Consider the following 22,263-nt stretch of genomic DNA (forward strand, 5'->3'; position numbering starts at 1 on the left):
GCTGCCTGAGCAGCGCTTTCAGGCTCCTTTACTTTCCACTTTCAAAGAGCCAACGCTATGTTAGACGTTCTGTTTTCCAGCGTGGGGCAGTTATTTACTGTCCCGCATATGCTGTACATGGTCATCGGGGTGCTGATTGGGCTCGTGGTCGGCATCATCCCGGGGTTGGGCGGTATTGCCGGCATGTCGCTGCTGCTGCCTTTTCTCTATGGCATGGAACCCTCCGTTGCGTTGGGGATGCTGATGGGGCTGGTGGCCGTGATTCCTACCGGGGATACCTTCGCGTCGGTGCTGCTGGGTATTCCGGGCTCCAGCGCTTCCCAGGCCACCGTGGTGGATGGCTTTGCTCTGGCCAAGAAAGGTCAGGCGGCGAGAGCGCTGTCCAGCGCGTTTTTGTCTTCCATGATTGGCGGTTTGATCGGTGCCATGGTGCTGACGGCCTTCATTCTGGTGGCAAGGCCCGTGGTGCTGTCGTTTTCATCGTCCGAACTCTTCATGTTGACCCTGCTGGGGCTCTCCATGGTGGCCGTACTGTCCGGGCGTGACGTGTTCAAGGGGCTGGCGGCCTGCGGGGTGGGGTTGCTGGTAGGCACCATCGGCATGGCCCCGGCCACGGGCGAATTCCGCCTGCCGCTGGACATCGACTATCTGTATGACGGCCTGCCGCTGGTCGTGGTGGGTCTGGGGATCTTTGCACTGCCTGAAATCATCGACCTGCTGGTCAAGCGCGGGGCCATTGCCGAGCAGCCTTGCCAGCTTGGCAAAGGGTGGAAAGAGGGCGTCATGGATGTGGCCAAACGGCCGGGGCTGGTGGCCCGCTGTGCGGGTATCGGCAGCCTTATGGGCACCATTCCGGGGTTGGCAGGTTCGGTGGTGGACTGGCTGACCTATGGCCATGCGGTACAGAGCGCCAAGGGCAAGTCGCAGTTTGGCAAGGGCGACATTCGCGGTGTCATTGCGCCAGAATCGGCCAACAACGCGACCGCGTGCGGGGCCATGGTGCCCACGCTGCTGTTCGGGATCCCGGGGTCGGGGACGGCGGCGGTATTTTTGGGCGGGCTGCTGCTGCTCGGTCTGCAGCCGGGCGTCAGCATGCTGGAGACCAATCTGGACCTGACCTATACCATCATCTGGTCCTTGGCCTTGGCCAACATTCTGGGGGCCGCGTTCTGTCTGGGTCTGGCACGTCCCGTGGCGAGTTTGACTCGCGTGCCCTTCGTGATTCTGGCGCCGCTGATCACCATTCTGATTCTTTTTGCGGCATACCAGGCCACCCGCTCTCTGGGCGACCTGTTTGCCCTGGGCATGATTGGTGCACTTGGCGTGCTGTTCAAACAGGCCAACTGGTCGCGCCCTGCGTTTCTGATCGGGTTCGTGCTGGCGCCGGGGGCCGAGGCCTATTTTTATCAGGCCGCGCAGTTCCAGGGCGTCGATGCCTTCATGCGCCCGGGAGTGATCATCATTGGTGCGCTGATTGCCGCCTCGTTACTGCTGCCCCCGCTACGCCGCTACTTGCAAAAGCGCCGTGAGGCAAGCGTGCCGGAAGCCTATGCCCATCAGGAAGAGGAGGCCCCGTTGGCACTGGGCGTCATCGATATCGTGCTGTTGGCTGGCCTGTTGGCCACGGCCGGGTATGTCTGGTTCGCATTTGCCGACCTTTCCCTGCTGGGGGGGATCATGCCTCGGCTGGCCATCGCGGTCATCGTGGCCGCGTGCCTGCTGGAAATCGTCAGAACGGTTATCAAGCCCATGCGCTGGCAGCACCAGCCGTTACGCCAGCAGGTGGTGTGGATTCTCGGCTTCTTTGGCCTGATCGGTGGCGTGATGCTATTCGGCTTTCTGGTCATGGCCAGCCTGTTCTGCCTTGGGTTTTTGCTGTCGGTGGCAAGAATGAAGCCCGTGGCGGCGGTGGGGCTGGCAGCCGGGGTCACGCTGTTCCTGGTCGGCATGGCCAATCTGCTGACCTTGAACTATCCCACCGGGATGTTGGCATTCCTGTAGCCTGCTCGGCCTTCGTTGCACCAAAAGCCACGCGGTGGCTTTTGGTGTTTCTCTTTTACGCGGCCTGCCTTTGGGCTCTGCCTTTCTGGCGCCTTTCTGTAGAATGTGGCCAGAACGATAGAGTCAACGAACGCAACGAGAGGGCGTCATGAAGGTAGTCCATGTAAGTGAACGTGCCCAGCGGGATGCGTGTTTGGCCAGATTGTGTGCCGATGTCTATGGCCAGGCGGCAGGGTTGACGCCGCTGGTGGTCTTCACCGGTACTCGGAACGTGCTGTTTGCCCAGGAAGGCGCGCGCTTGCTGGCGGGGGTGGATGGCAACGGCAAGCCGCTGGCCCTGGCGCTGCTGGTGCTGGACGAGAAAGGCCAGGGCATGACCGTCACCCATGCCTGCGAGCTGGTGGAAGGGGCCAAGGCCCGCCTGCTGAGCGAACTGAGCCTGAAGGCGCCGCTACGTGTCGAGGTGAGCAGTGAGCAGGAAGAGGCGTTCTACCAGCAGTGCGGGTTCAAGCGCTGGTGGACCACGGCGCAGGGCCAGCGCGTTGGGCTCGTGGCGCGCCATCCTGCCAGCCATGTGGATGAGCTGGCGCCCACCCTGGAGCTGGACGAGGCGTTGATTCTGCGTCGTTTCAAGCACGACGCGGCCGCTTTCGGGCAGGCCAAGGAAGCCTTCCTGGCGGGCTTGAATCAGTTCCCGGCGTCTTTGTAGCCTTCAGGTGGAACGGCGTGTTCCACGTTTGAGAACCTGTTTGCACGTTGTTGTCACGAAGCGTCGTCAAGTTCAGGGTAAAATGGCTTCCTCAATAGTGATGGTTATGAGGAATTTGCATCATGGCGCTTGCGATCATGGATTCGACGTCTCGTTACGGTCTGGTGAGTCGTGCGTTGCACTGGGGTATGGCACTGCTGTTCGTTTGGCAATTCAGTGGCGCTGGGGCTCGGGTGCTGCTGGAAGATACGGCCATTGAAAGCTTCTTGTGGGGCACTCATCGAGACGTTGGCGTGCTGCTGATGACGCTGGTGGTACTGCGGGCGCTTTGGGCGCTGGCCAATGCCTCGCGCCGCCCGCCTGCCGTGAGCGTCATGGCCAAGCTGGGCCATCTGGCGCTCTATGGCGTGATGATCGCAGTACCCACCATTGCGCTGATTCGTCAGTACGGCTCTGGGCGGCCGCTGGAGGTATTCGGCGTGCCGCTGATGTCGGGAGGCGGTGAGCGCGTGGAGTGGATGATCAACCTGGGCGGCTTGCTGCACGGTGAGCTTGGCTGGGCGCTGCTGGTACTGGTGCTGGGCCATATCGGCATGGCGGTGCTGCACCGCCGCTTGACGGGCCACAGCCTGATGACCCGCATGGCATAGCCTGCGCGCCCGTTCAGCATAGCGTCCATAAAAACGGCGTGCCTCCTGGGCATGCCGTTTTTTGTGCGCTGCAGTTGTGGTGAATAGTTGTGGCGGATAGTTGTGGTGAATGGTTGTGGCGGAGAATTTTGGTGAACAGTCGTGGCGAAGAGACGCCCGCTACTTGGCCAGGTCACGCATGGCGTTTTCCAGCCCCTCCAGGGTCATGGGGTACATGCGGTCGTCGATCAGCTCGCGGATCAGGGTGGTCGAGTAGGTGTACTCCCAGGCGCGGGGTGGCATGGGGTTCAGCCACGCCAACCGGGGGAATTTATCGGCCAGCCGTTTGAGCCACACTCCGCCCGCTTCGTCGTTGAAGTGCTCCACGCTACCGCCACGGTGGGTGACCTCGTAAGGCGACATGGCGGCGTCGCCGACGATGACCACCTGATAGTCTGCGCCGTAGGTGTGCAGTACGTCCATGGTAGGGATACGCTCGTTGCCACGGCGCAGGTTGTTTTTCCAGACGCCTTCGTAGAGGCAGTTATGGAAGTAGTAGTGCTCCAGGTGCTTGAACTCGGAACGTGCCGCAGAAAATAGCTCTTCGCATACCCGGATGTGGTCGTCCATGGAGCCGCCCACGTCCAGAAACAGCAGCACTTTGACCGCATTGTGGCGCTCCGGGCGCATCTGGATATTGAGCAGCCCGGCATCGCGGGCGGTTTCGCGAATGGTGCCGTCCACATCGAACTCGTCCCTGGCGCCCTGGCGGGCGAATTTGCGCAGCCGTCGCAGGGCCATTTTGATGTTGCGGGTGCCCAGCTCCAGAGAGTCGTCGTAATCGCGAAAGCGTCGCTCGTCCCACACTTTGGTGGCGCGGCGGTGGCGGGAGCCATCTTGCCCAATTCGAATGCCTTCCGGGTTGTAGCCGTAGGCCCCAAAGGGGCTGGTGCCGCCGGTGCCAATCCACTTGTTGCCCCCCGCGTGGCGCTCTTTCTGCTCTTCCAGGCGCTTCTTGAAGGTCTCGATGAGCTCTTCCAACCCGCCCAGCGACTCGATCCTGGCTTTCTCTTCATCAGTGAGCTGTTTCTCGAACTCGCGGCGCAGCCACTCGTCGGGAATCAGCGCTTCGATGGCGGCGTCCATGTCCTCGATGCCCTTGAACCAGGCGGCAAAAGCGCGATCGAAGCGGTCGAAGTGGCGCTCATCCTTCACCATGACCGTGCGCGCGACCTGATAGAACGCCTCCATATCGGCAAACACCACGCCGCGCTCCACCACCGCGTGAAGGTCTAAAAGCTCCCGCAGTGAAACGGGTACGCCTGCGCGCTTCAGGGTCTCGAACAAGCCGATGAACATGGCTTAGCGCCCGCTGTTCTTCTGGCGACGCATCATGAACGCCAGGCGTTCCAGCAGGTGGGTATCCTGCTCGTTCTTGACCAGCGCGCCGGCCATGGGCGGTAGCGCCTTGGCGGGGTCGCGATGATACAGCGCTTCCTGAGCCAGCTCGTCGGCCATCAACAGCTTGAGCCAATCGACCAGCTCGGAAGTGGAAGGCTTCTTTTTCAGCCCTGGAGCACTGCGCAGGTCGAAAAAGACCTCCAGCGCCTCGCTGGCGAGCCTGGGAGCAATGTCGGGAAAGTGAACGTCGACGATGGCCTGCATGGTCTCGCGGTCGGGGAACTCGATGTAATGGAAGAAGCAGCGGCGCAGGAAGGCGTCCGGCAGCTCTTTTTCATTGTTGGACGTGATGACGATGATCGGACGCTGCTCGGCACGGATGGTCTCGCCGGTTTCATAAACGTGAAACTCCATGCGATCCAGCTCCTGGAGCAGGTCATTGGGGAATTCGATGTCTGCCTTGTCGATTTCGTCGATCAACAGTACGACACGCTCACCGGCGGTGAAGGCTTCCCAGAGCTTGCCGGGCTTGATGTAGTTGCCGACGTTCTCGACGCCTTCCACGCCGAGCTGCGAATCGCGCAGGCGGCTCACCGCATCGTACTCGTAGAGCCCCTGGGCTGCCTTGGTGCTGGACTTGATATGCCAAGTGATCAGCCGAGTGCCCAGCGAAGCCGCCAGCTCTTCGGCCAGCAGCGTCTTGCCGGTGCCCGGCTCGCCCTTGATGAGCAGCGGGCGCTGGAGTACCACGGCGGCATTCACCGCCTGCTTGAGTGCATCGGTTGCGATATACGAAGAGGTAGAGTCAAACGCCATGCTGGGCCTCGGCTTGTCGAAAGCGTGATCAGATTCAAACAAGTGTACGTGAGGCTGACCCTCCCGGCCAAGCGCCCACGGCTCAGGTCTTGTTGGGCGGTACCAGCCCAAGACGATGCATCTGGCGGTACACGGTAGGGCGTGACACGTCCAGATGGCGAGCCACGGCACTGACATTCCACTGGTGCTGGTGGAGCAGTTCGGCCAGCGGGTGGTGCTGTGGGCTGGCCTGCTGGGTCTGGTCGAGACGACGGCGGGTGATGCGTGCGCCCAGGCACTGCTCCGGCAGGTCATGCACGGTAATCTCGTCGCTTTCGGCAGTGGCCAGGGCAAATGCCAGTGCATTTTTTAGTTGGCGGATATTACCAGGCCAGGTGTAGGCCAGCAGGGCGCTGATGGCATCGGCTCTCAGGCGGGGCGTGTGCGCGCCTTGGCGCTCGTTGACGACCTCATCGAACACCTGACGAATCACGAAGAGCCGGTCGGCTCGCTCACGCAGCGCTGGCAGGCTGAGCTGGGCGCCGTTCAGGCGGTAATACAGGTCTTCGCGGAACTCGCCCTGGGCAATCATGGCGTCGATATGGCGGTGGGTGGCGGAAATGACCCGAATATCGACTTTTTCGGGTTTGTTCGCCCCCAGCGGCATCACTTCGCGCTCGGCCAGTACGCGCAGCAGGCGGGTTTGCAGCGCCAGCGGCATGTCGCCGATCTCATCCAGAAACAGAGTGCCGCCATGGGCCTGGGGGATCAGCCCGCGCATGCCTTTGGCCCGGCCACCGGTAAAGGCGCCGGGTTCGTAGCCAAACAGCTCGCTTTCGATCAGAGCTTCGGGAATGGCCGCACAGTTCACCGCCACGAAGGGGCCGTTGGCCCGGTGGCCGCTGTCGTGCAGGGCTCTCGCCACGACTTCCTTGCCGGTGCCTGTTTCGCCGGTGATCAACACGTTGACGCTGACCTCATTGCGCAACCTATCGGCGAGCTTCTGGACTTTGCGCATGGCGGGGTCGTCGCCACCCAGCCGTGCCAACGGCGCGGCCAAGGGAGTCTGGGAACGCTCTGCTGCCTCTCGGCGGGGCCGTTTTGGCTCCAGCAGGCTGAGAAAATAGATGGTATTGCTGGCACGGGCACGAAACGCTCGCAGTTGGTCGTCGCTGGCGCCATTGATGCTCAGTACGTCGGCCATGTCGCACTCGAACAGCTCACCCAGCATGGGGGCGTGATGGCTTGACCAGGGCGGCCAGCGGCGCTGGTGCGCACTGATCAGCTCGCGGCCCACGGCGTTGGCGGCAATCACTTGCCCGTTCTCTTCCATGGCGATGAGACCGCGCCCGTTGACATGCACGAATTCTCGCGAGGTATCCAGGCGCACCATCAGGCAGTCGCGGTAGCGCTGCAAGAAGTAGGCATCTTCGATCATGCGGGCGTAAAGGGTGACCAGCGAGAGGCTGAAGTTCTGGCTTTCGTGCTGGGCCGGGGAGTGGAGCGCTGAAATGTCCAGCACGGCCATGACGTTGCCCTGCGGGTCGGCGATGGGGGCAGCGGTGCAGGTGAGTGAAATATGCGTGGCGTCGAAGTGCTCCTGGCGGTGGCAAATGATCGCCTGGCGGTCGTGCAGGCAGGTGCCCACCGCACAGGTGCCCGCGAAGCGCTCGTCCCAGTCGGCACCCAAATAGAGGCCCGCCTTGCGTAGCTGCTGGTCTTGGCTTGGGTTGCCGCGAAACTCGACGGTAATGCCCCGGTGGTCGGTGAGCAGCAGCACGTAGCCGAGCTGGGCGATTTGTCCGTAGAGCTGGTCGACCCCGGCTCGGGCAACGTGCAGCAGTTCATCGACGGATTCGCGATGCTCGAGCAGTGTTTGCTGGGGCACCACTCGGGCAGGGCGGGGCTGCGTGGGGTCGAGCCGATACTCGTTCAAGCAGCGCAGCCAGGAGCGGCGGATAGTGGCCTGCGCCGGTAGCTGGGGCACATCCAGCCCTTCGCCGAGCTGAAAGATGTGTTCGATGTGCTGGCGCTGCATCGGGGCCAGGCGAGTCGGTGGCAGTGATGGCGTTGGCATGGCGTATCCACACAAAATTCTTGTTGTGTCTCCAGCCTATGCGCTTTGTGGTGGGTGTCAACGAGGGCGTATTACGCCGTTAGTCGCGCGTTACACCTGTAACGTGGCGCGTACACAAGGCGTGACAGCTGTACGCGGTTGGCACGGTTTGATAGCGCTTCGAACATGCTTGATTGATGATGTTTTTCAGTCATTTATTTCCGGTTTTGAGCGTTTGGCACGGCGGGTGCTTAGGGTTGGGTGTCTTATCGACAGCTCAACAATAACAACGACCCTGGAGTACCCGCGATGACTCACACCGAGGCAAGTACACCCTCTAACGCCACCATTTCCGTGCAGGCATGGTTGCAAGCCCTGGATGACGCGCTGCAGGCGCAGGATATTCAGCGCGTATTAACGCTGTTCAACGACGAGTGCTATTGGCGCGACTTTTTATCCTTTACCTGGAATCTCAAAACCTGCGAAGGCAAACAGGAGATTCAGGCGATGCTCGAGGCCACCCTGGCGAATACCCGGCCTGGCCAGTGGCAGATAGACGGCGACGCCAGTGAGAACGGCGATACCGTGGAGGGGTGGTTCACGTTTAAAACGGCCATTGCCAGCGGCAAAGGCTACCTGCGGTTGAAGAACGGCAAGTGTTGGACGCTGCTCACCACCCTGCAGGCGCTGGATGATTTTCCCGAACCGCGTAACCACCACCGCCCCAAAGGGGCCGAGCATGGCGCCAACAAACAGCGCGAAACCTGGCTGGAAGCCCGCGAGCGTGAAGAGGCTGAGCTGGGTTACACGCGCCAGCCCTACTGCGTGATCATCGGAGGAGGACAAGGCGGCATTGGCCTGGGGGCGCGGCTAAAGCAGATGGGCGTGCCTACCCTCATCATCGAGCGTAACGAACGCGCGGGGGACTCCTGGCGCAAGCGCTATAAATCCCTCTGCCTGCATGACCCGGTGTGGTACGACCACCTGCCCTATATTCCGTTTCCCGACAACTGGCCGGTGTTTGCCCCGAAAGACAAAGTGGGCGACTGGCTGGAAATGTACACAAAAGTGATGGAGCTCAACTATTGGAGTTCCACCACCTGCGATAATGCACGCTTCGATGAAGCTGCAGGCGAGTGGGTGGTGAACGTCAAGCGCAACGGTGAGCAGATCACGCTACGTCCGAAACAGCTGGTGATGGCCACCGGCATGTCGGGCATGCCTAACATCCCCAAATTTCCGGGCGCGGAGTATTTCGAAGGCGAGCAACAGCACTCCAGCCAGCATCCGGGGCCAGACGCCTACGCCGGTAAAAAGTGCGTGATCGTGGGGTCGAACAACTCGGCCCACGACATTGCGGCGGCTCTCTGGGAGCACGATGCCGATGTCACTATGCTTCAGCGCTCTTCGACGCATATCGTCAAGTCGGACTCGTTGATGGAAGAGGTGCTGGGGCCGCTCTATTCGGAAAATGCGGTGGCGGGTGGCCTGACCCATGACAAGGCTGACCTGCTGTTTGCGTCGATTCCCTACAAGGTGCTGCCCGATTTCCAGCGGCCAGCCTTCGCCGCCATCAAGCAGCGTGATGCGGCGTTTTATCAGAAGCTGGAAGACGCAGGCTTTCTGCTCGATTTCGGTGACGACGACTCAGGCCTGTTCCTGAAGTACCTGCGTCGTGGCTCGGGCTACTACATCGATGTGGGGGCCTGTGATCTGGTTGCCAATGGCGATATCAAACTACGCAGCGGCGTCGGCATCGAGCGCATCAATCCTCGCTCCATTACCTTGACCGATGGCAGCGAACTGCCGGCGGACCTCATCGTATACGCCACGGGCTATGGCTCGATGAATGGCTGGGCTGCACGGCTCATCTCCCAGGAGGTGGCAGACAAGGTGGGCAAGTGCTGGGGGCTGGGCTCCGACACCACCAAGGACCCCGGGCCCTGGGAAGGCGAGCTGCGCAACATGTGGAAGCCCACTCAGCAAGAGGCGTTGTGGTTCCACGGTGGCAACCTGCATCAGTCCCGGCACTACTCGCACTACCTGGCGCTGCAGTTGAAAGCGCGTATGGAAGGCCTGGAAACCCCCGTGTACGGGCTTCAGCCGGTACATCATGTGTCTTGATAGGAAGGGCTAGTCATGAGTCAAACCAATATGCAAGCAGCGGTGTGGTATGCGGCCAGGGATCTTCGCGTGGAGCAGGTGCCTGTGCCAGCCATTAACGACCCTCACTCGGTGAAGGTGAAAGTAGCCGCCTGTGGGATCTGCGGCAGCGATTTGCATGAGTACGCCGCCGGGCCGATTTTCATCCCGGTGGGCAAGCCGCACCCCATCAGCGGCGAACAGGCGCCGATCATCATGGGCCATGAGTTTGCGGGGGAAGTGGTGGAGGTCGGTGAAAAAGTCACCCGCGTGAAGGTGGGGGATCGCGTCGCCATCGAGCCGATCCTATCGCCCAACAAGGATGGCGCTTACCAGATGGAGCGCTACAACCTGACGCCGCTGCTCGGCTTCCACGGCCTTTCCGGTGGCGGTGGTGGCTTTTCCGAGTTCACCGTCATGGGCGAGCACATGGTGCACAAACTGCCGGATGACCTGAGCTTCGAGCAGGGGGCCCTGGTAGAACCCGCCGCCGTGGCGCTGCATGCGGTGCGCCAGAGCTGCCTGAAGGCCGGGGATAGTGCTGCGGTGTTCGGTGCAGGGCCGATTGGCTTGATGACCATCGAGGCCCTCAAGGCCGCCGGGGCTGCGCAGATCTACGCAATAGAAGTCGCGCCATCCCGCAAAGCCAAAGCCGAAGCGTTGGGAGCCATTGTGGTCGACCCACAGCAAGAAGACGCCGTGGAGAAGCTGCACGCATTGAGCGAGGGTGGGGTCGATGTGGCGTTCGAAGTCACCGGCATTCCCGCCGTGCTCAACCAGGCGCTGCACAGTACCCACGAAGGCGGCGAAGTAGTGGTGGTGAGCATATGGGAGGGTGACGCCAGCTTCCAGCCCAATGACCTGGTCATCAAGGAGCGCACCATGAAAGGCATCATTGCCTATCGGCATGTCTATCCGGCGGTGATGGCGTTGATGCAGCGGGGCTATTTCCGGGCCGAAGACATGGTCACCCAGCGTATTCCTCTGGCCAACATCGTCGAAGAGGGCTTCGAGGCGCTGTTGAGCGACAAGGCGCAGGTGAAAATCATCGTCACGCCCTAGGGACGCCTTTCGTCAACCGCAAAGGCCATCGTCGGATGGCCTTTTTTGGCATGAGCGGGTCGCTACTCGGCGTAGATCATTTTGCGGGTCATGCCGCCGTCGGCCACGATGTTCTGACCGGTGATGAACCCGGCCTCGTCGGACAGCAGAAAGCGCGTCAGGGCAGCGATGTCTTGGGGCGTGCCCACGCGCCCAGCCGGGTGCTGGTCACGATCGATGGCGCGGTGCTCCACCGGCTGCTGGCGGCTGGGCTTTTGCCAGTCGCCCACTTCGATCCAGCCTGGGCTGATGGCGTTGACGCGAATGTCCGGGCCAAGGCTCACGGCAAGCGCATGGGTGAGGGCCACGATGCCACCTTTGCTGGCCGCATACGCTTCGGTGTCGGGCTCGGATTGCAGGGCCCGGGACGAGGCCATCAGCACGATACTGCCTCCATGGGGCCGCAAATGCGCCGCCCCATGCTTGGCGCAGAAGAACGCGCCGGTGAGGTTGGTATTCAAATAGGCTTGCCAGGTTTCCAGTGTCAGCTGTTCGATCGTGCCATGAAACGGATCGGCGATGCCCGCGTTATGGACGATACCATCCAGCCTGCCAAAGTGTTGCACGGTACGTTCAAGCGTGCGGGCAATGTGTTCCTCTTGGCTGACGTCAGCTTCCAGAACCAGTAGCTGGTCGTACTGTTTCAACCGCTGCGCCGCAGCGCGCAGCGCCTCTGCATCGATATCGACGATGGCCACCTGGTGGCCGTTGGAGAGGAGTTCATTCGCAATGCCCAGACCAATCCCCTGGGCACCGCCCGTCACATACACTGCTTTACGCTGCACCATGACAATTTTACCGCCTGAAGGCCAAGTGAATAGGGGAAACGTGCGTTCGCGGAGCCAAATGTAAAATATCTACACAGCTAAAGACAGCACCTACTTTAATGCATAGAGTTAAACATGTTGAAGGATATCAAACGCTCCGTAAGCGTCGGGTCAAGGGTGTGTGAAAGCCAATTGAGAGGTTGACCATGGTGGAGAGTGAACAGGCGCGGCTTCAGGCACTGCATGATCTGGCGCTATTGGATACGCCACCCGAAGAGCGCTTCGATCGCTTTACACGGCTCGCCGTTCAGCTATTTGGGGTCGATATCGCGCTGGTTTCTCTGGTGGATGAGGAGCGGCAGTGGTTCAAGTCCCGTCAGGGGTTCGTTTTGACGCAGACTTGTCGAGAAGAGTCTTTCTGCGCTCATGCCATTCAAACCGATGGCATCTTCGAAGTCGAAGACGCCAGCCTGGATCCACGTTTTCGCCAGAACGTGCTGGTGACCACGCGAGGTGGAATACGTTTCTATGCTGGTATGCCACTGACGACGTCAGACGGCTTTCGCGTGGGTACGTTGTGCATCATTCACCCTGAACCTCGCCATTTGTCCCTCTCCGAACGTCAGGCACTGCTCGATTTGGCGGCGTGTGTCGAAGAAGAAATCAATCGCACTGCCTTGGAGCAGGAACTGGCCGCCATTCGGCGCGCCCGTGAGCGGCTTCAACAGGCCGAACAGCAGCAGCGCCGCTTGGTCAGCGCCCTGACCGCCTTGAACGAAATCAGCACATCGTCTGCCCTGAGCATTTCAGAACAGCTCAATGCCAGCCTAACGTTGGGGTGCGATTATCTGGGGATGCAGATCGGTATCGTCAGCCGCGTCGAGCAGGGCGTGTTCGAGGTCGTGGCGGTGCAGGCGCCTCTTGACGTACCGCTGAACGCTGGCCAATGCCTGCCGCTGGCCAATACCTACTGTGACATGACGCTACAGCAGCCGGGCGTGCTGGCCTTCGAACACGCCAGTGAAGGTAACGCTCGGCACCACCCTTGTTACAGCGCGTTTGGCTTGGAAGCCTACATTGGTAGTGCCATTCGCCTGGGGGATCAGCCTTTCGGCACCATCAGTTTTTCATCGGCAGCGCCGCGGGCACAGGCATTTGCCAAGAGTGACGAGCTGTTCCTGAAATTGCTCAGCCGCTGGGTCGGGGCCGCCCTAGACCGCCAGCGTGTCGATGCCATGAAAAGCGAATTCGTCTCTACCGTGAGCCATGAGCTGCGTACGCCGCTGACGGCCATGACTGGCAGCATCAAGCTGGTCATGGCGGGTGCCACGGGTGCGGTGCCCCAGCACACACAGCAGATGCTGACCTTGGCGTTGAAAAACGGCGAGCGCCTGGCACGTTTGGTCAATGATCTGCTGGATATCGAGAAACTGCTGGCAGGTAAACTGCACTTCGTTTGTCACCCGCAACCCTTGGGGGCACTGCTGAACGCGGCCGTTCAGGAGAACCAGCCCTATGCCACCGAACATGATGTGACCTTTGTATTGAAGCCCCTGGAGCAGGAGCGCTGGATCCATGTGGACACTCTACGGTTTCAGCAGGTCATGGCGAATTTACTCTCCAATGCTGCTAAATTTTCTTTATCTGGGGGGCGCGTCACTATATTTTGTAAGGAGCATGATAAAAACGTGCGAATCAATGTCCGGGATACAGGATGTGGCATTCCGGACGAGTTCAAGCCTCGGGTATTTCAAAAATTCTCCCAGGCAGATTCTAGTGACCGACGCGTGAAGGGAGGAACGGGATTGGGACTTTCAATTTGCAAGGCGATCACCGAGCACATGGGAGGCAGTATTGGCTTCACCTCTCAACAGGGGCAGGGCAGTACGTTTCATGTCACGTTTCCTTGGGTAGAGGAACAAGATCGTGCACTTCACTAATCAGTTAAGCTGGTCGAGCGGTGTTTCTCGTAATGCAGGTTTGGGACTGTTAGCGGCACTTCTGATGGCGGGCATCATTGGCAACATGCTGCAACTGTCGGTGCTGTTCAACGTATATTTCGTGTTCGGGTCGGTGGCCGTGATGCTGGCCATTGCCTGGCTAGGCACTTGGCCCGCTATTCTGATTGGCACGCTGGCTGGGGCTTATACCTATGTGTTCTGGGAAAACCCGGTCACCGTGGCGATTTTCATTCTCGAAGCCGTCGTGGTGTCACTGCTTTATCGTTACGTCGTCAAAAACCTGATCATTGCGAGTCTGATTTTCTGGACCGTGGTGGCGGCGCCTATCGGTTTCATCTTTTTCCCCTACCTGTTGGGCTGGTCCGAAGAGCTAACGCAGCTGGTCTATTTGAAGCAAGCCGTCAATGGTGTTCTGAACACGGTCATCGCCAGCGTGATTCTGGTCCTGAGTGGCTTGTCCAAACGGCCTTGGCTGCCTACGGCCGCGCCACTGCTGGCGCTGCGCCACCTACTGTTCTGCGCCTTGCTATCGGTCACCCTGTTGACGGGAATTCCACTGGTGCTGTATGAAGGGTACTCGATGCGCCAGGCCCAGGAGGGGTTCGTCGAGCAGACGCTGACTTCCCATGCCAATGAGCTTCAGGAGAGGTTGGCAGAGCCTGAGGCCGAGCAACGCATCGCCTACCATCTCAATCGGGTGCGAGGCTCCAGTGGTGTCGACATCGGCGTGCTGGATGCCAGTGGGCGTTTGCTTGGCCAAGTGGGTATCTTGAGGTCACTCGACCTGCAGCTCGGTGATGAGCTAAGGCCGATCAATGAGCGTATCTCCATGTGGTTGCCGGGGCGGTTGGAAACGCCGGCGTGGCGGTTTTCGCAAGGCCACTATGTGCTGGACGTGCCACTCCAGGGAGATACAGAGGCCGATCGCGTCGTGCTCGAAACCGCCGCACTGCCCACGGTACGTGTCATGGAGGCCTACCGTATCGTGCTGTTCATGATGCTGGGAGCGGTCATCGTCGTGGGGGTTGTGTTGGCCGAATTGCTCAGCCGTTTGATCAGTCAGCCACTGCTGCAACTGGCCAGGGCGGGCAAGACCCTTAGTTCCTCTATTGCCAGCGGCAACGTACCGACGCTGCCACGCAGTCGTATCGATGAGTTTCACACCCTTTCGAGACTGCTGGGAGAGATGAGCCAAGAGCTGAGCGGTGCCTTCAAGCAGTTGCGAGATTCGCAAAGCAACCTGGAAGCCGAAGTAGAGCAGCGAACGAAGGCGCTGGCGAGCAGCAACGACATGCTGAGTTCGGTGCTGGATGCCGCGGAAGATTTCGCTGTCATTGCCACGGACCCCCAGGGCAAGATCACGCTGTTCAACCGTGGTGCTGAAAACATGCTGGGCTACGTAGCCAGTGAGGTAGTGGGGCTGAACACGCCGCTGCTGTTTCATGACGCCGACGAGGTAGAACAGCGCTTGCAGGAGCTCAGCCATAGCCTGGGTATTTCACTGGCACCTTTTGACGTATTTACGCACCGCGCTGCCATGGACAAGCGCGACGGTAAGGAGTGGCTATATATCACCCGCTCGGGAGACCGCCTGCCGGTGAAGCTGGTGGTGACCGCCATACGTGACCAGCAGGGCGGTATTACCGGGTTCCTCGGCATTGCCGAAGACATTTCCGAATCCAAGCGCATCGAACAGATGAAGAACGAGTTCATCTCCACGGTGAGCCATGAACTGCGTACACCGCTGACCTCGATTTCAGGCGCCTTGGGCATGGTGACGGCCGGGGCTCTGGGTAGCGTGCCGGAAACGGTCATGAAAATGGTCACCATTGCCCACAAGAACAGCCAGCGTCTGACCCACCTGATCAATGACCTGCTGGACATCGAAAAAATTGCCGCAGGCAAGCTGGCCTTCGATATGCAATGGCAGCCGCTGCACCGGCTGCTGGAAAGCGCCATCGAAGAGAATCGTCATTATCGCCACGAGCGCCATGTCTCGCTGACGCTGGATAACCCGTACCCTGACAGTCAGGTGCGCGTGGATGGCCAGCGTTTGCAGCAGGTGCTGGCCAACCTGCTGTCGAACGCCGTCAAGTTTTCCCCCGAGGGCGGAGAAGTTCGTATCGTGGTGGAAAAGCAGTCGGACAAGGTCCGGGTGAGCGTGACCGACCAGGGGCCAGGGATACCCGATAATTTCAAGTCCAGGATCTTCACTAAATTTGCCCAGGTAGACGCCTCCGACTCCCGTGCCAAGGGGGGAACGGGCCTTGGGCTCGCCATTACCCGCGAGCTGGTCGAGCATATGGAGGGCGAGATTGGCTTTGTGTCGCAGGAGGGGCAGGGCAGCTGCTTCTGGTTCACACTGCCGCTGCATCCCTCTGAAGGGGTGGGGCGGGAAAGTGAGCCCGATACCACGGCCAATCTGCTGGTGATCGAAGACGATCCTTCCGTGGCTCGGGTGCTCAAGGACACCCTCACCGAGGCCGGATACCGGGTGGATCTAGCTTATGACGGCGCTTCTGCGCTGGCAAAGCTGGCGCGGCATCGCTACGGTGCGGTGACTGTCGATCTAGGGCTGCCTGACATGAGTGGCTTTGAGGTCATCCACGCGCTACGTGAACAGCACGCCACCCAGCACACGCCGGTATTGGTCGTGACCGGCACGGTAGAGCGGGGGCAGGTGGCGTTGGAGGGCTATCTGGAAGATATTGCCTGGCTGGCCAAGCCTATCCAGGTTCACCACCTGCTGGCGTTGCTGAGTGAAAAGCTGCATGCCCAGCCGACGCGACTCTCTCTGTTGCATATCGAAGACGACTCGGACCTCCATGCGGTTATCAATACGATGTTGAGCCCTCACGCGGATTGCGAGCACGCGATCAACGTGGCCATGGCCCGTCGGGCGCTGGGGCAGCGGCGTTATGATGCCGTGATTCTGGATATCGGGTTGCCCGATGGGGATGGCTGGGAACTGCTGGAGCAGATCCGTCAGCAGCAACCGGAGGCGAGCATCATCATTTTGTCCGGACAGTCGATCAGTGAGGCAGATCAACACCGGGTCGAGGCGGTATTTCTAAAATCGCGTATCACCTCTGAGCAATTGCTCGAGGCGGTTCAACAACGTACGCAGCTGGCTCTGATGGAAGGTAAGGAATGAATGTTCTAGAACGGGTTTTATATGTCGAGGATGACCCCGATATCCAAACAGTGGCCAAGCTGGCGCTGGAGGTCGTGGGAGGGCTGACGGTAAAGGTGTGCTCGTCGGGAGAGCAGGCGCTGGCTGAGGCCGAGGCCTTTGCCCCCGACATGATCCTGCTGGATGTGATGATGCCGGGCATGGATGGGCCATCCACCCTGGCCGCGCTGCGGCAACGTCCGGCGTTGGCGAACGTGCCGGTCGCTTTCATGACCGCCAAAGTGCAACCGCATGAAGTCGAGCAGCTCATTGCCCTGGGGGCAGAAAGCGTGATCGCCAAGCCCTTCGACCCGATGACCCTGGCACCCCAGGTGCGTTCTCTCTGGGAGCAAGCGTGTGGTGAAAAGTGATTCCGAGACGCTGGAACAGAAGCTGACACTATTACGGCAAAATTATCAGCACAGCTTGAAAAACGAACTGACCTCGTTGTGTGACGCCATGAGCGCGCTGCATCAGGAGGTTCGTCAGCAGCTGCTCACCCCTGGCATGGTGACCAACGACGCTGACCTGCGGGCGGTGCACGAAGAGGTGCTGGAAAACGTCTATCGCCGTTTGCACAAGCTGGCAGGCTCGGCGGGTACCTTTGGGTTTGACGGTATCGGCCAGCAGGCGCGCACCCTGGAAGCCGGCCTCAAACGCTGGCTGGAAGAGAATGACCAGCCGCTGGATTTGCCGCTGATCGATGCGGTCAATAATCAGCTCCACGCCATGAAAATGGAGCTGATGCCTAACAAGCAGCCAGGCATGTCGGTCGATGTCAGCGCTGAAAAAGTCAGTGCCACGGCCACCATCTGGCTGATCGAAGAGGATCGCGAGCTGGGGCGGCGGATTCAGGAGCAGTTGATCAACTTCAGCTATTCGGTGCGGTTGTTCACCGATGTCATGGATGCCTGCAAGGAGATGGCGACGGGCACTCCGGATATGGTGATCGCAGATGCCATGACCAACGACGGACAATTGGCACCCTTGCAGGCGTTATCATGTCCCGTTCTGTTCATCAGCGACAGTGATACCTTCGATGCGCGCATGCGCGCTGCCCAGCTCAATGCCCGTGGCTACTTCCTGAAGCCGGTCAACATTCCTCAATTGGTGAATCGGCTGGAGCAACTGCTGCAAGAACGCCAGGCGCCACCTGCCCGCATTCTGGTGGTGGATGATGACCAGCAGCTGGCGGCGTACTACCAGCTGGTGCTGGAAGCTGCGGGCATGGAGGTGCGAATTCTCGACAACCCTCGCCATATCCTCGACCAACTGCATTCATTCCGTCCCGAACTGCTGCTGATGGACGTGCACATGCCCGACTACGATGGCCCGGACCTGGCATCGGTGGTACGACAGTACGATGAGTGGAGCAGCCTGCCCATCGTTTTCCTGTCGGCGGAAACCGACCTGGGCAAGCAGGTGGATGCCCTGAGCCATGGCGCTGACGACTTCCTGACCAAGCCCATCCAGGCCGCGCAGCTGGTGGCCTCGATTCGGGTACGCGTGGCGCGTTCGCGTACGCTATCGGCTTTGCTGAACAAGGACAGCCTGACGGGGCTGCTGAAGCACGCCAGCATCAAGAGTGCCGCAATCAATGAGGTCTCGCGAAGTTATCGCCAGGCCTACTCTGTGGTGGTGGCCATGGTCGATATTGATCACTTCAAATCGGTCAATGACACTCATGGGCATGCCATTGGCGATGTGGTGATTGCCTCGGTAGCCACTCTACTGCGTCAGCGTCTGCGACAAACCGACATGATTGGTCGCTATGGGGGGGAGGAGTTCCTGCTGGTGCTGCCCCATTGCAGTGCCGAAGATGGTCGAAAACGTCTGGAGGATGTCCGCGAATACTTTTCGCGCTTGCGTTTTAGCCAAGGTGGGCAGGAGTTTGCGTGTACGCTTTCGGCGGGCATGGTATGCAGTCTGGACGTGGCAGAGAGTGACAGGGAGCGGTTACTGGTGCTGGCCGACGAAGCGCTCTATCGCGCCAAACGCGGTGGGCGCAATCAGGTGTGCAGCTGATACCGTGGGGGGCAAGCGTCGTTATGAAGCATAAACCTGAGTTCCTGCGCACCATTGGTGCGAACCATGCTTCCTGGCGCTGAGGATCCTACGAGAAACAGGTGTAAATTTTTATAAGATGTTGTTTTTAATTTATTTATATAATATTGGCACGTTGCTCGCTATATATTAGGCAAGCGGCAAATGAATAGAGTCTTCACCGTTAGCCTGACCAGCGGATTATTGAAGCTCTCCCTTCTTTGCCATGCCGATGCGATCTGTCGCACGGTACAACGAGTGAGCTGGCGTGCTCCACCTGGGTCCCCTTCGGGGGACTTTTTTTATGCCTGTCGTTTGTCATCCTGTCGTTTGGCTACGATGGGTATCGGGGCAACTTGCCCAGATACCCACCGTGAGGGCACCTGCGTGCCTGATGGTATGCCTCTTTAAAAAAAGCTATCAGAGACCAAAAACCTATAATAAAATTTCACAGGAAATTTGGAAACAGTGTTCGTATGGTATATGTTGTATAGGATAGCTGGTGTGATCCGGCACTTACCCCCCAAGGAAGACGCAAGAGGATACCCTGATGAGCAAATTGAAACTGATGACTGCCGCCGTTGTTTCTGCCAGCGCTGTCATGGCAAGCCAAGCCGTCATGGCCTACGAAGCGGGTGATGTGTTCGTGCGTGGCGGTGTTGCCCAAACAGATACCGGCTCTGGTAACGGCAACGTGGGCGATGCGGACCTGAACGTGCAAAGCGCCCGTGGCTTTACCTTTGGTGCGGGTTACCTGTTCACCGACAAGATCGGCATGGAGCTGAACAGCTCCGAGAAATTCGAGCATGACCTGAATACGCGCCCGGGTGGCGACGTAGGCAGCGTTGATCGCCTGCCGGTGAATCTGTTGGTCAATTACTACCCGATGGGTGGCCTGGATTCTCGCGTCCAGCCCTATGTGGGCGTGGGCCTGAACTACACTCGCTTCTCGGGTGAGCCGGAAGGCCTGAGCGTGGACAGCAGCTATGGCGTCATCGGTCAGGCAGGCCTTGATCTGGCTGTCACCGAAAACATCATGCTGAACGGCTATGTGAGCTACGCCGACGTCAATTCCGACATCAACCTGGAGGGCGTAGGCCGTGTCGGTGAAGTGGATATCGAGCCCGTCACCGTCGGCGGTGGTATTACCTACCGTTTCTAAGCCTAACGTTTCCAAGTCTGGCGGTTAATCGCCAAGGTACGCCCGGTTCCTTCATTGGAACCGGGCGTTTTCTTACCTGGCACTAATGTAGTTGTGTCAGGTTGTCGCAACCGCTTTCCGTGATCACGATGTTGTCTTCGATGCGGATACCACCGCAGGCGGCCAAAGCGTCCACCGTGGCCCAGTTGACGGCAATTCCCTGCTGGCGCAGCGGTGCCAGCAGCATGGGAATGAAGTAGAGCCCGGGTTCGATGGTGACCACCATGCCGGGGCGCAGCGTGCGCGTCAGGCGTAGCGCCGGATGTTGCGGTGGCGGCGGCGCTGGCGTGCCATCGGAGTGCATCAGCCCCGCCACGTCATGCACCTGGATGCCCAGCGAGTGGCCCAAGCCATGGGGGCAGAACGCTCGGGTCACGCCCAGCTCGATAGCGCTCTCCGCGCTGCCTTCGTACAGCCCGTGCTGCACCAGAATTTCGGCCAGATAGCGATGCATCTGCTCGTGGAGCGACACAAACTCCACGCCGGGCGCGGCGTGCTGGATCAATTGATCTTTCAGGTGGTGCAGGGCAGTGACCAGCTCGCCAAAGGCGGCCGGGGCATCGGGGCCTGCGTGGGTGCGGGTGATGTCCGCCGCGTAGCCGCGAAAGCGCCGCCCGGCATCCACCAACAAGCTGTGGCGCTGGCTGGGGGCGCTCAGGTCATAATGCTGATAATGCAGTACGCCAGCGTGCTGATTGAGCCCGATGATGTTCTGGTAGGGCACGTCCGACTCGAGCTGTCGGCTGGCTTGCAGGTAGGCCAACTGAATGTCCAGCTCGCTGGCGGCGCCCACAAACGCCGCCTTGGCGGCCTGATGCCCGGCAACGGCCAGACGATTGGCTTCCCTCAGGCAGGCAATCTCATAGGCGGTCTTGTACATGCGCAGCTCATCCAACGCACGGACGAGGGCGGCGGGGTGCAGCTGTGCGGAGTTGGCGAGCACAGAAACGCTCTCCAGGGTCTCGATATCACCAATCACGGCTGCGTTGCCCGCTAGCGGCGGGGTGATCTTGTCGCTGCACAAATGCACGTCGAATTCGGCTACCCACGGCTCTTCCGGCAGTTGGGTGGGCAAGTGCCAGAAATCGGCTGGCGCGTAGATATAGAGCTGAGGCCGCTGACCGGGCTGCACCACGATCCAGCTGTGCTGAACATCGGCCAACCCTACCCAGTGGGTGAAATGCCCGTAGGCCTGAAAGGTGGTAGTGTGATCATCGGCAAAATGGTAGCGGGCGTGGCCGCTGTAAATGGCCAGACAATCCAGCTGATGGTGCTCAAGCAACTGGCTATAAGCCTGGCGAAGATGCGCGATATGCTCACGCTGTCGTGCGTTCAGTGATGCAGACATGGGGTTTCCTTTAGGGTCGTAGGGGAGGGAGCTCGCTCCATAAGCTGTCCAGCTCTGCGTGGTGGTGTTGGTGGTGACGGTACAGCCTCAACTCCATGGGCACGTCCCAGCGGCTGTCGCCTGCGCGCACCAGTTGGCCGCTAGCCAGTTCGCTGGCCACGTTGCGTTCGGGTAGCCAGCTCATGCCGTAGCCCAACAGTACCAGTTCCTTGATGCCTGCGGCGTAGAGGTTCTCGCTCTGCGCGGTCAGGTAGGTCGGATGGGGAAGGCGGGCAAGGTGTGCCTTGACCGCCGAACCCAACAGCCCGCGTTTGGGGTAGGCAAGCCAGGGCACCGGCTGCTGGCGCGTGCCAGGTAGCTGCGTGCAGGGCGACCCATCGCTGGTCAGGCCCGTCACGGGTATCAGCCGCTCCTGGCCAATGACGCGATAGGTACTGCTGCTGGTGTCGATGTCCAGATCGCAGCGGCCCACGGGCCAGTAGCAGATGGCCAGATCACATTCGGCCCTGGCCAGTGCCTGAAAATAGTCGCTGGCCACCCAGCCCGTGGCGCGCAAGTAGGGCTGCACACGCTCTTGCCAACCCTGTTGGGCCAGCCATTCGGGCAAAAAGTGGGCCAGCAGACTTTGTGGGGCAGCCACCATGATGCGGCGCTGTTGGCCAGCGCTGATCGCCCGAACGCGCTCTCTGGTGAGGCGCACGCGCTCGGTGACCTGTTCGCAGAGCGTCAGGAACTCTTCTCCCGCTGGGGTCAACGACAGTGGCAGGGTCTGTCGGTTGATCAACGTCACGCCCATTTCCTCTTCCAGCAGCTTGATGCGCCGTGAAAAAGTAGGCTGTGTCACGTGCTGCTCGTCGGCAGCGCGGGAGAAGTGTCGCGTTCTGGCCAAGGCAATGAAGTCTTCTAGCCAGCGAATTTCCATGCCTTACCTCGCAAG

The 22,263-nt window shown here is 60.0% G+C and carries 16 protein-coding genes; 10 read left to right on the plus strand and 6 right to left on the minus strand.

The features are described from left to right. The first annotated feature begins 57 nt into the window (after window positions 1-57). The 3 genes from IE061_RS13175 to IE061_RS13185 all read left to right on the plus strand — a co-directional run bounded on the left by IE061_RS13175 (window position 58) and on the right by IE061_RS13185 (window position 3,360). A complete protein-coding gene (locus IE061_RS13175; protein ID WP_193461811.1) occupies window positions 58-2,001 on the plus strand; it encodes a tripartite tricarboxylate transporter permease in 1,944 nt (647 codons plus the stop codon). Window positions 2,002-2,149: 148 nt separating this feature from the next. Continuing rightward, the gene (locus IE061_RS13180; RefSeq protein ID WP_193461812.1) at window positions 2,150-2,710 is read left to right on the plus strand and encodes a hypothetical protein; all 561 of its coding nucleotides are present in this window, start codon (window positions 2,150-2,152) and stop codon (window positions 2,708-2,710) included. A gap of 122 nt (window positions 2,711-2,832) precedes the next feature. Next, the gene (locus IE061_RS13185; RefSeq protein WP_039179682.1) at window positions 2,833-3,360 is read left to right on the plus strand and encodes a cytochrome b; all 528 of its coding nucleotides are present in this window, start codon (window positions 2,833-2,835) and stop codon (window positions 3,358-3,360) included. A gap of 159 nt (window positions 3,361-3,519) precedes the next feature. Here IE061_RS13185 and IE061_RS13190 read toward each other — a convergent pair whose 3' ends face one another. The 3 genes from IE061_RS13190 to IE061_RS13200 all read right to left on the minus strand — a co-directional run bounded on the left by IE061_RS13190 (window position 3,520) and on the right by IE061_RS13200 (window position 7,612). Next, window positions 3,520-4,698 carry a vWA domain-containing protein gene (locus tag IE061_RS13190; protein ID WP_081138895.1) on the minus strand — a complete coding sequence of 393 codons (1,179 nt, stop codon included), beginning with the start codon at window positions 4,696-4,698 and terminating at the stop codon, window positions 3,520-3,522. A 3-nt stretch (window positions 4,699-4,701) separates the two neighbouring features. Beyond that, window positions 4,702-5,556 carry an AAA family ATPase gene (locus IE061_RS13195; RefSeq protein WP_039179688.1) on the minus strand — a complete coding sequence of 285 codons (855 nt, stop codon included), beginning with the start codon at window positions 5,554-5,556 and terminating at the stop codon, window positions 4,702-4,704. An 82-nt stretch (window positions 5,557-5,638) separates the two neighbouring features. Next, entirely contained in the window at window positions 5,639-7,612 is a 1,974-nt protein-coding gene (locus tag IE061_RS13200) for a sigma-54-dependent Fis family transcriptional regulator (protein ID WP_193461813.1), read from the minus strand. A 288-nt stretch (window positions 7,613-7,900) separates the two neighbouring features. Between IE061_RS13200 and IE061_RS13205 the strand changes: the two genes are divergently transcribed. After that, on the plus strand, window positions 7,901-9,715 hold the full coding sequence (locus tag IE061_RS13205; RefSeq protein WP_016914125.1) for an NAD(P)/FAD-dependent oxidoreductase: 1,815 nt from the start codon (window positions 7,901-7,903) through the stop codon (window positions 9,713-9,715). A 15-nt stretch (window positions 9,716-9,730) separates the two neighbouring features. After that, a complete protein-coding gene (locus IE061_RS13210) occupies window positions 9,731-10,795 on the plus strand; it encodes a 2,3-butanediol dehydrogenase (protein ID WP_016914124.1) in 1,065 nt (354 codons plus the stop codon). A gap of 62 nt (window positions 10,796-10,857) precedes the next feature. On the opposite strand, the gene IE061_RS13215 is transcribed toward IE061_RS13210, so the two are convergent. Next, a complete protein-coding gene (locus IE061_RS13215; RefSeq protein WP_193461814.1) occupies window positions 10,858-11,622 on the minus strand; it encodes an SDR family oxidoreductase in 765 nt (254 codons plus the stop codon). Between the two features lie 185 nt (window positions 11,623-11,807). On the opposite strand from IE061_RS13215, the gene IE061_RS13220 reads away from it, so the two are divergent. From IE061_RS13220 to IE061_RS13240, 5 genes are all read left to right on the plus strand, one after another. Then, window positions 11,808-13,541 carry a sensor histidine kinase gene (locus tag IE061_RS13220; RefSeq protein ID WP_193461815.1) on the plus strand — a complete coding sequence of 578 codons (1,734 nt, stop codon included), beginning with the start codon at window positions 11,808-11,810 and terminating at the stop codon, window positions 13,539-13,541. Then, window positions 13,528-16,716, plus strand: coding sequence for a response regulator (locus IE061_RS13225; RefSeq protein ID WP_193461816.1), 3,189 nt, complete (start codon window positions 13,528-13,530; stop codon window positions 16,714-16,716). The genes IE061_RS13220 and IE061_RS13225 overlap by 14 nt, the downstream gene beginning before the upstream one ends. Beyond that, window positions 16,713-17,105: a response regulator gene (locus IE061_RS13230; RefSeq protein ID WP_081192875.1), complete on the plus strand. Its 393-nt coding sequence runs from the start codon at window positions 16,713-16,715 to the stop codon at window positions 17,103-17,105. The genes IE061_RS13225 and IE061_RS13230 overlap by 4 nt, the downstream gene beginning before the upstream one ends. Next, entirely contained in the window at window positions 17,095-18,759 is a 1,665-nt protein-coding gene (locus tag IE061_RS13235) for a diguanylate cyclase (RefSeq protein WP_230478468.1), read from the plus strand. Before IE061_RS13230 ends, IE061_RS13235 begins: the two co-directional genes overlap by 11 nt. Window positions 18,760-19,327: 568 nt before the next feature. Continuing rightward, window positions 19,328-19,939, plus strand: a complete 612-nt coding sequence (locus IE061_RS13240) for an OmpW/AlkL family protein (protein WP_189463575.1) — start codon at window positions 19,328-19,330, stop codon at window positions 19,937-19,939. An 82-nt stretch (window positions 19,940-20,021) separates the two neighbouring features. Here the strand turns inward: IE061_RS13240 and pepQ are convergent, their stop codons facing one another. Beyond that, window positions 20,022-21,326, minus strand: a complete 1,305-nt coding sequence (gene pepQ, locus IE061_RS13245; protein ID WP_081138902.1) for a Xaa-Pro dipeptidase — start codon at window positions 21,324-21,326, stop codon at window positions 20,022-20,024. A 10-nt stretch (window positions 21,327-21,336) separates the two neighbouring features. Beyond that, window positions 21,337-22,248, minus strand: coding sequence for a LysR family transcriptional regulator (locus IE061_RS13250; protein ID WP_100731378.1), 912 nt, complete (start codon window positions 22,246-22,248; stop codon window positions 21,337-21,339). Between the last annotated feature and the right edge of the window lie 15 nt (window positions 22,249-22,263).

Origin of the sequence: Vreelandella hamiltonii (assembly GCF_014651795.1) — a bacterium.
In the GTDB taxonomy this organism is placed as follows: domain Bacteria; phylum Pseudomonadota; class Gammaproteobacteria; order Pseudomonadales; family Halomonadaceae; genus Vreelandella; species Vreelandella hamiltonii.

Excerpts from the sequence above, each read along its gene's own strand:
- IE061_RS13175 (WP_193461811.1), top strand. The coding sequence starts at position 58 with ATGTTAGACGTTCTGTTTTCCAGCGTGGGGCAGTTATTTACTGTCCCG.
- IE061_RS13180 (WP_193461812.1), top strand. The coding sequence starts at position 2,150 with ATGAAGGTAGTCCATGTAAGTGAACGTGCCCAGCGGGATGCGTGTTTG.
- IE061_RS13185 (WP_039179682.1), top strand. The coding sequence starts at position 2,833 with ATGGCGCTTGCGATCATGGATTCGACGTCTCGTTACGGTCTGGTGAGT.
- IE061_RS13190 (WP_081138895.1), bottom strand. The coding sequence starts at position 4,698 with ATGTTCATCGGCTTGTTCGAGACCCTGAAGCGCGCAGGCGTACCCGTT.
- IE061_RS13195 (WP_039179688.1), bottom strand. The coding sequence starts at position 5,556 with ATGGCGTTTGACTCTACCTCTTCGTATATCGCAACCGATGCACTCAAG.
- IE061_RS13200 (WP_193461813.1), bottom strand. The coding sequence starts at position 7,612 with ATGCCAACGCCATCACTGCCACCGACTCGCCTGGCCCCGATGCAGCGC.
- IE061_RS13205 (WP_016914125.1), top strand. The coding sequence starts at position 7,901 with ATGACTCACACCGAGGCAAGTACACCCTCTAACGCCACCATTTCCGTG.
- IE061_RS13210 (WP_016914124.1), top strand. The coding sequence starts at position 9,731 with ATGAGTCAAACCAATATGCAAGCAGCGGTGTGGTATGCGGCCAGGGAT.
- IE061_RS13215 (WP_193461814.1), bottom strand. The coding sequence starts at position 11,622 with ATGGTGCAGCGTAAAGCAGTGTATGTGACGGGCGGTGCCCAGGGGATT.
- IE061_RS13220 (WP_193461815.1), top strand. The coding sequence starts at position 11,808 with ATGGTGGAGAGTGAACAGGCGCGGCTTCAGGCACTGCATGATCTGGCG.
- IE061_RS13230 (WP_081192875.1), top strand. The coding sequence starts at position 16,713 with ATGAATGTTCTAGAACGGGTTTTATATGTCGAGGATGACCCCGATATC.
- IE061_RS13240 (WP_189463575.1), top strand. The coding sequence starts at position 19,328 with ATGAGCAAATTGAAACTGATGACTGCCGCCGTTGTTTCTGCCAGCGCT.
- pepQ (WP_081138902.1), bottom strand. The coding sequence starts at position 21,326 with ATGTCTGCATCACTGAACGCACGACAGCGTGAGCATATCGCGCATCTT.
- IE061_RS13250 (WP_100731378.1), bottom strand. The coding sequence starts at position 22,248 with ATGGAAATTCGCTGGCTAGAAGACTTCATTGCCTTGGCCAGAACGCGA.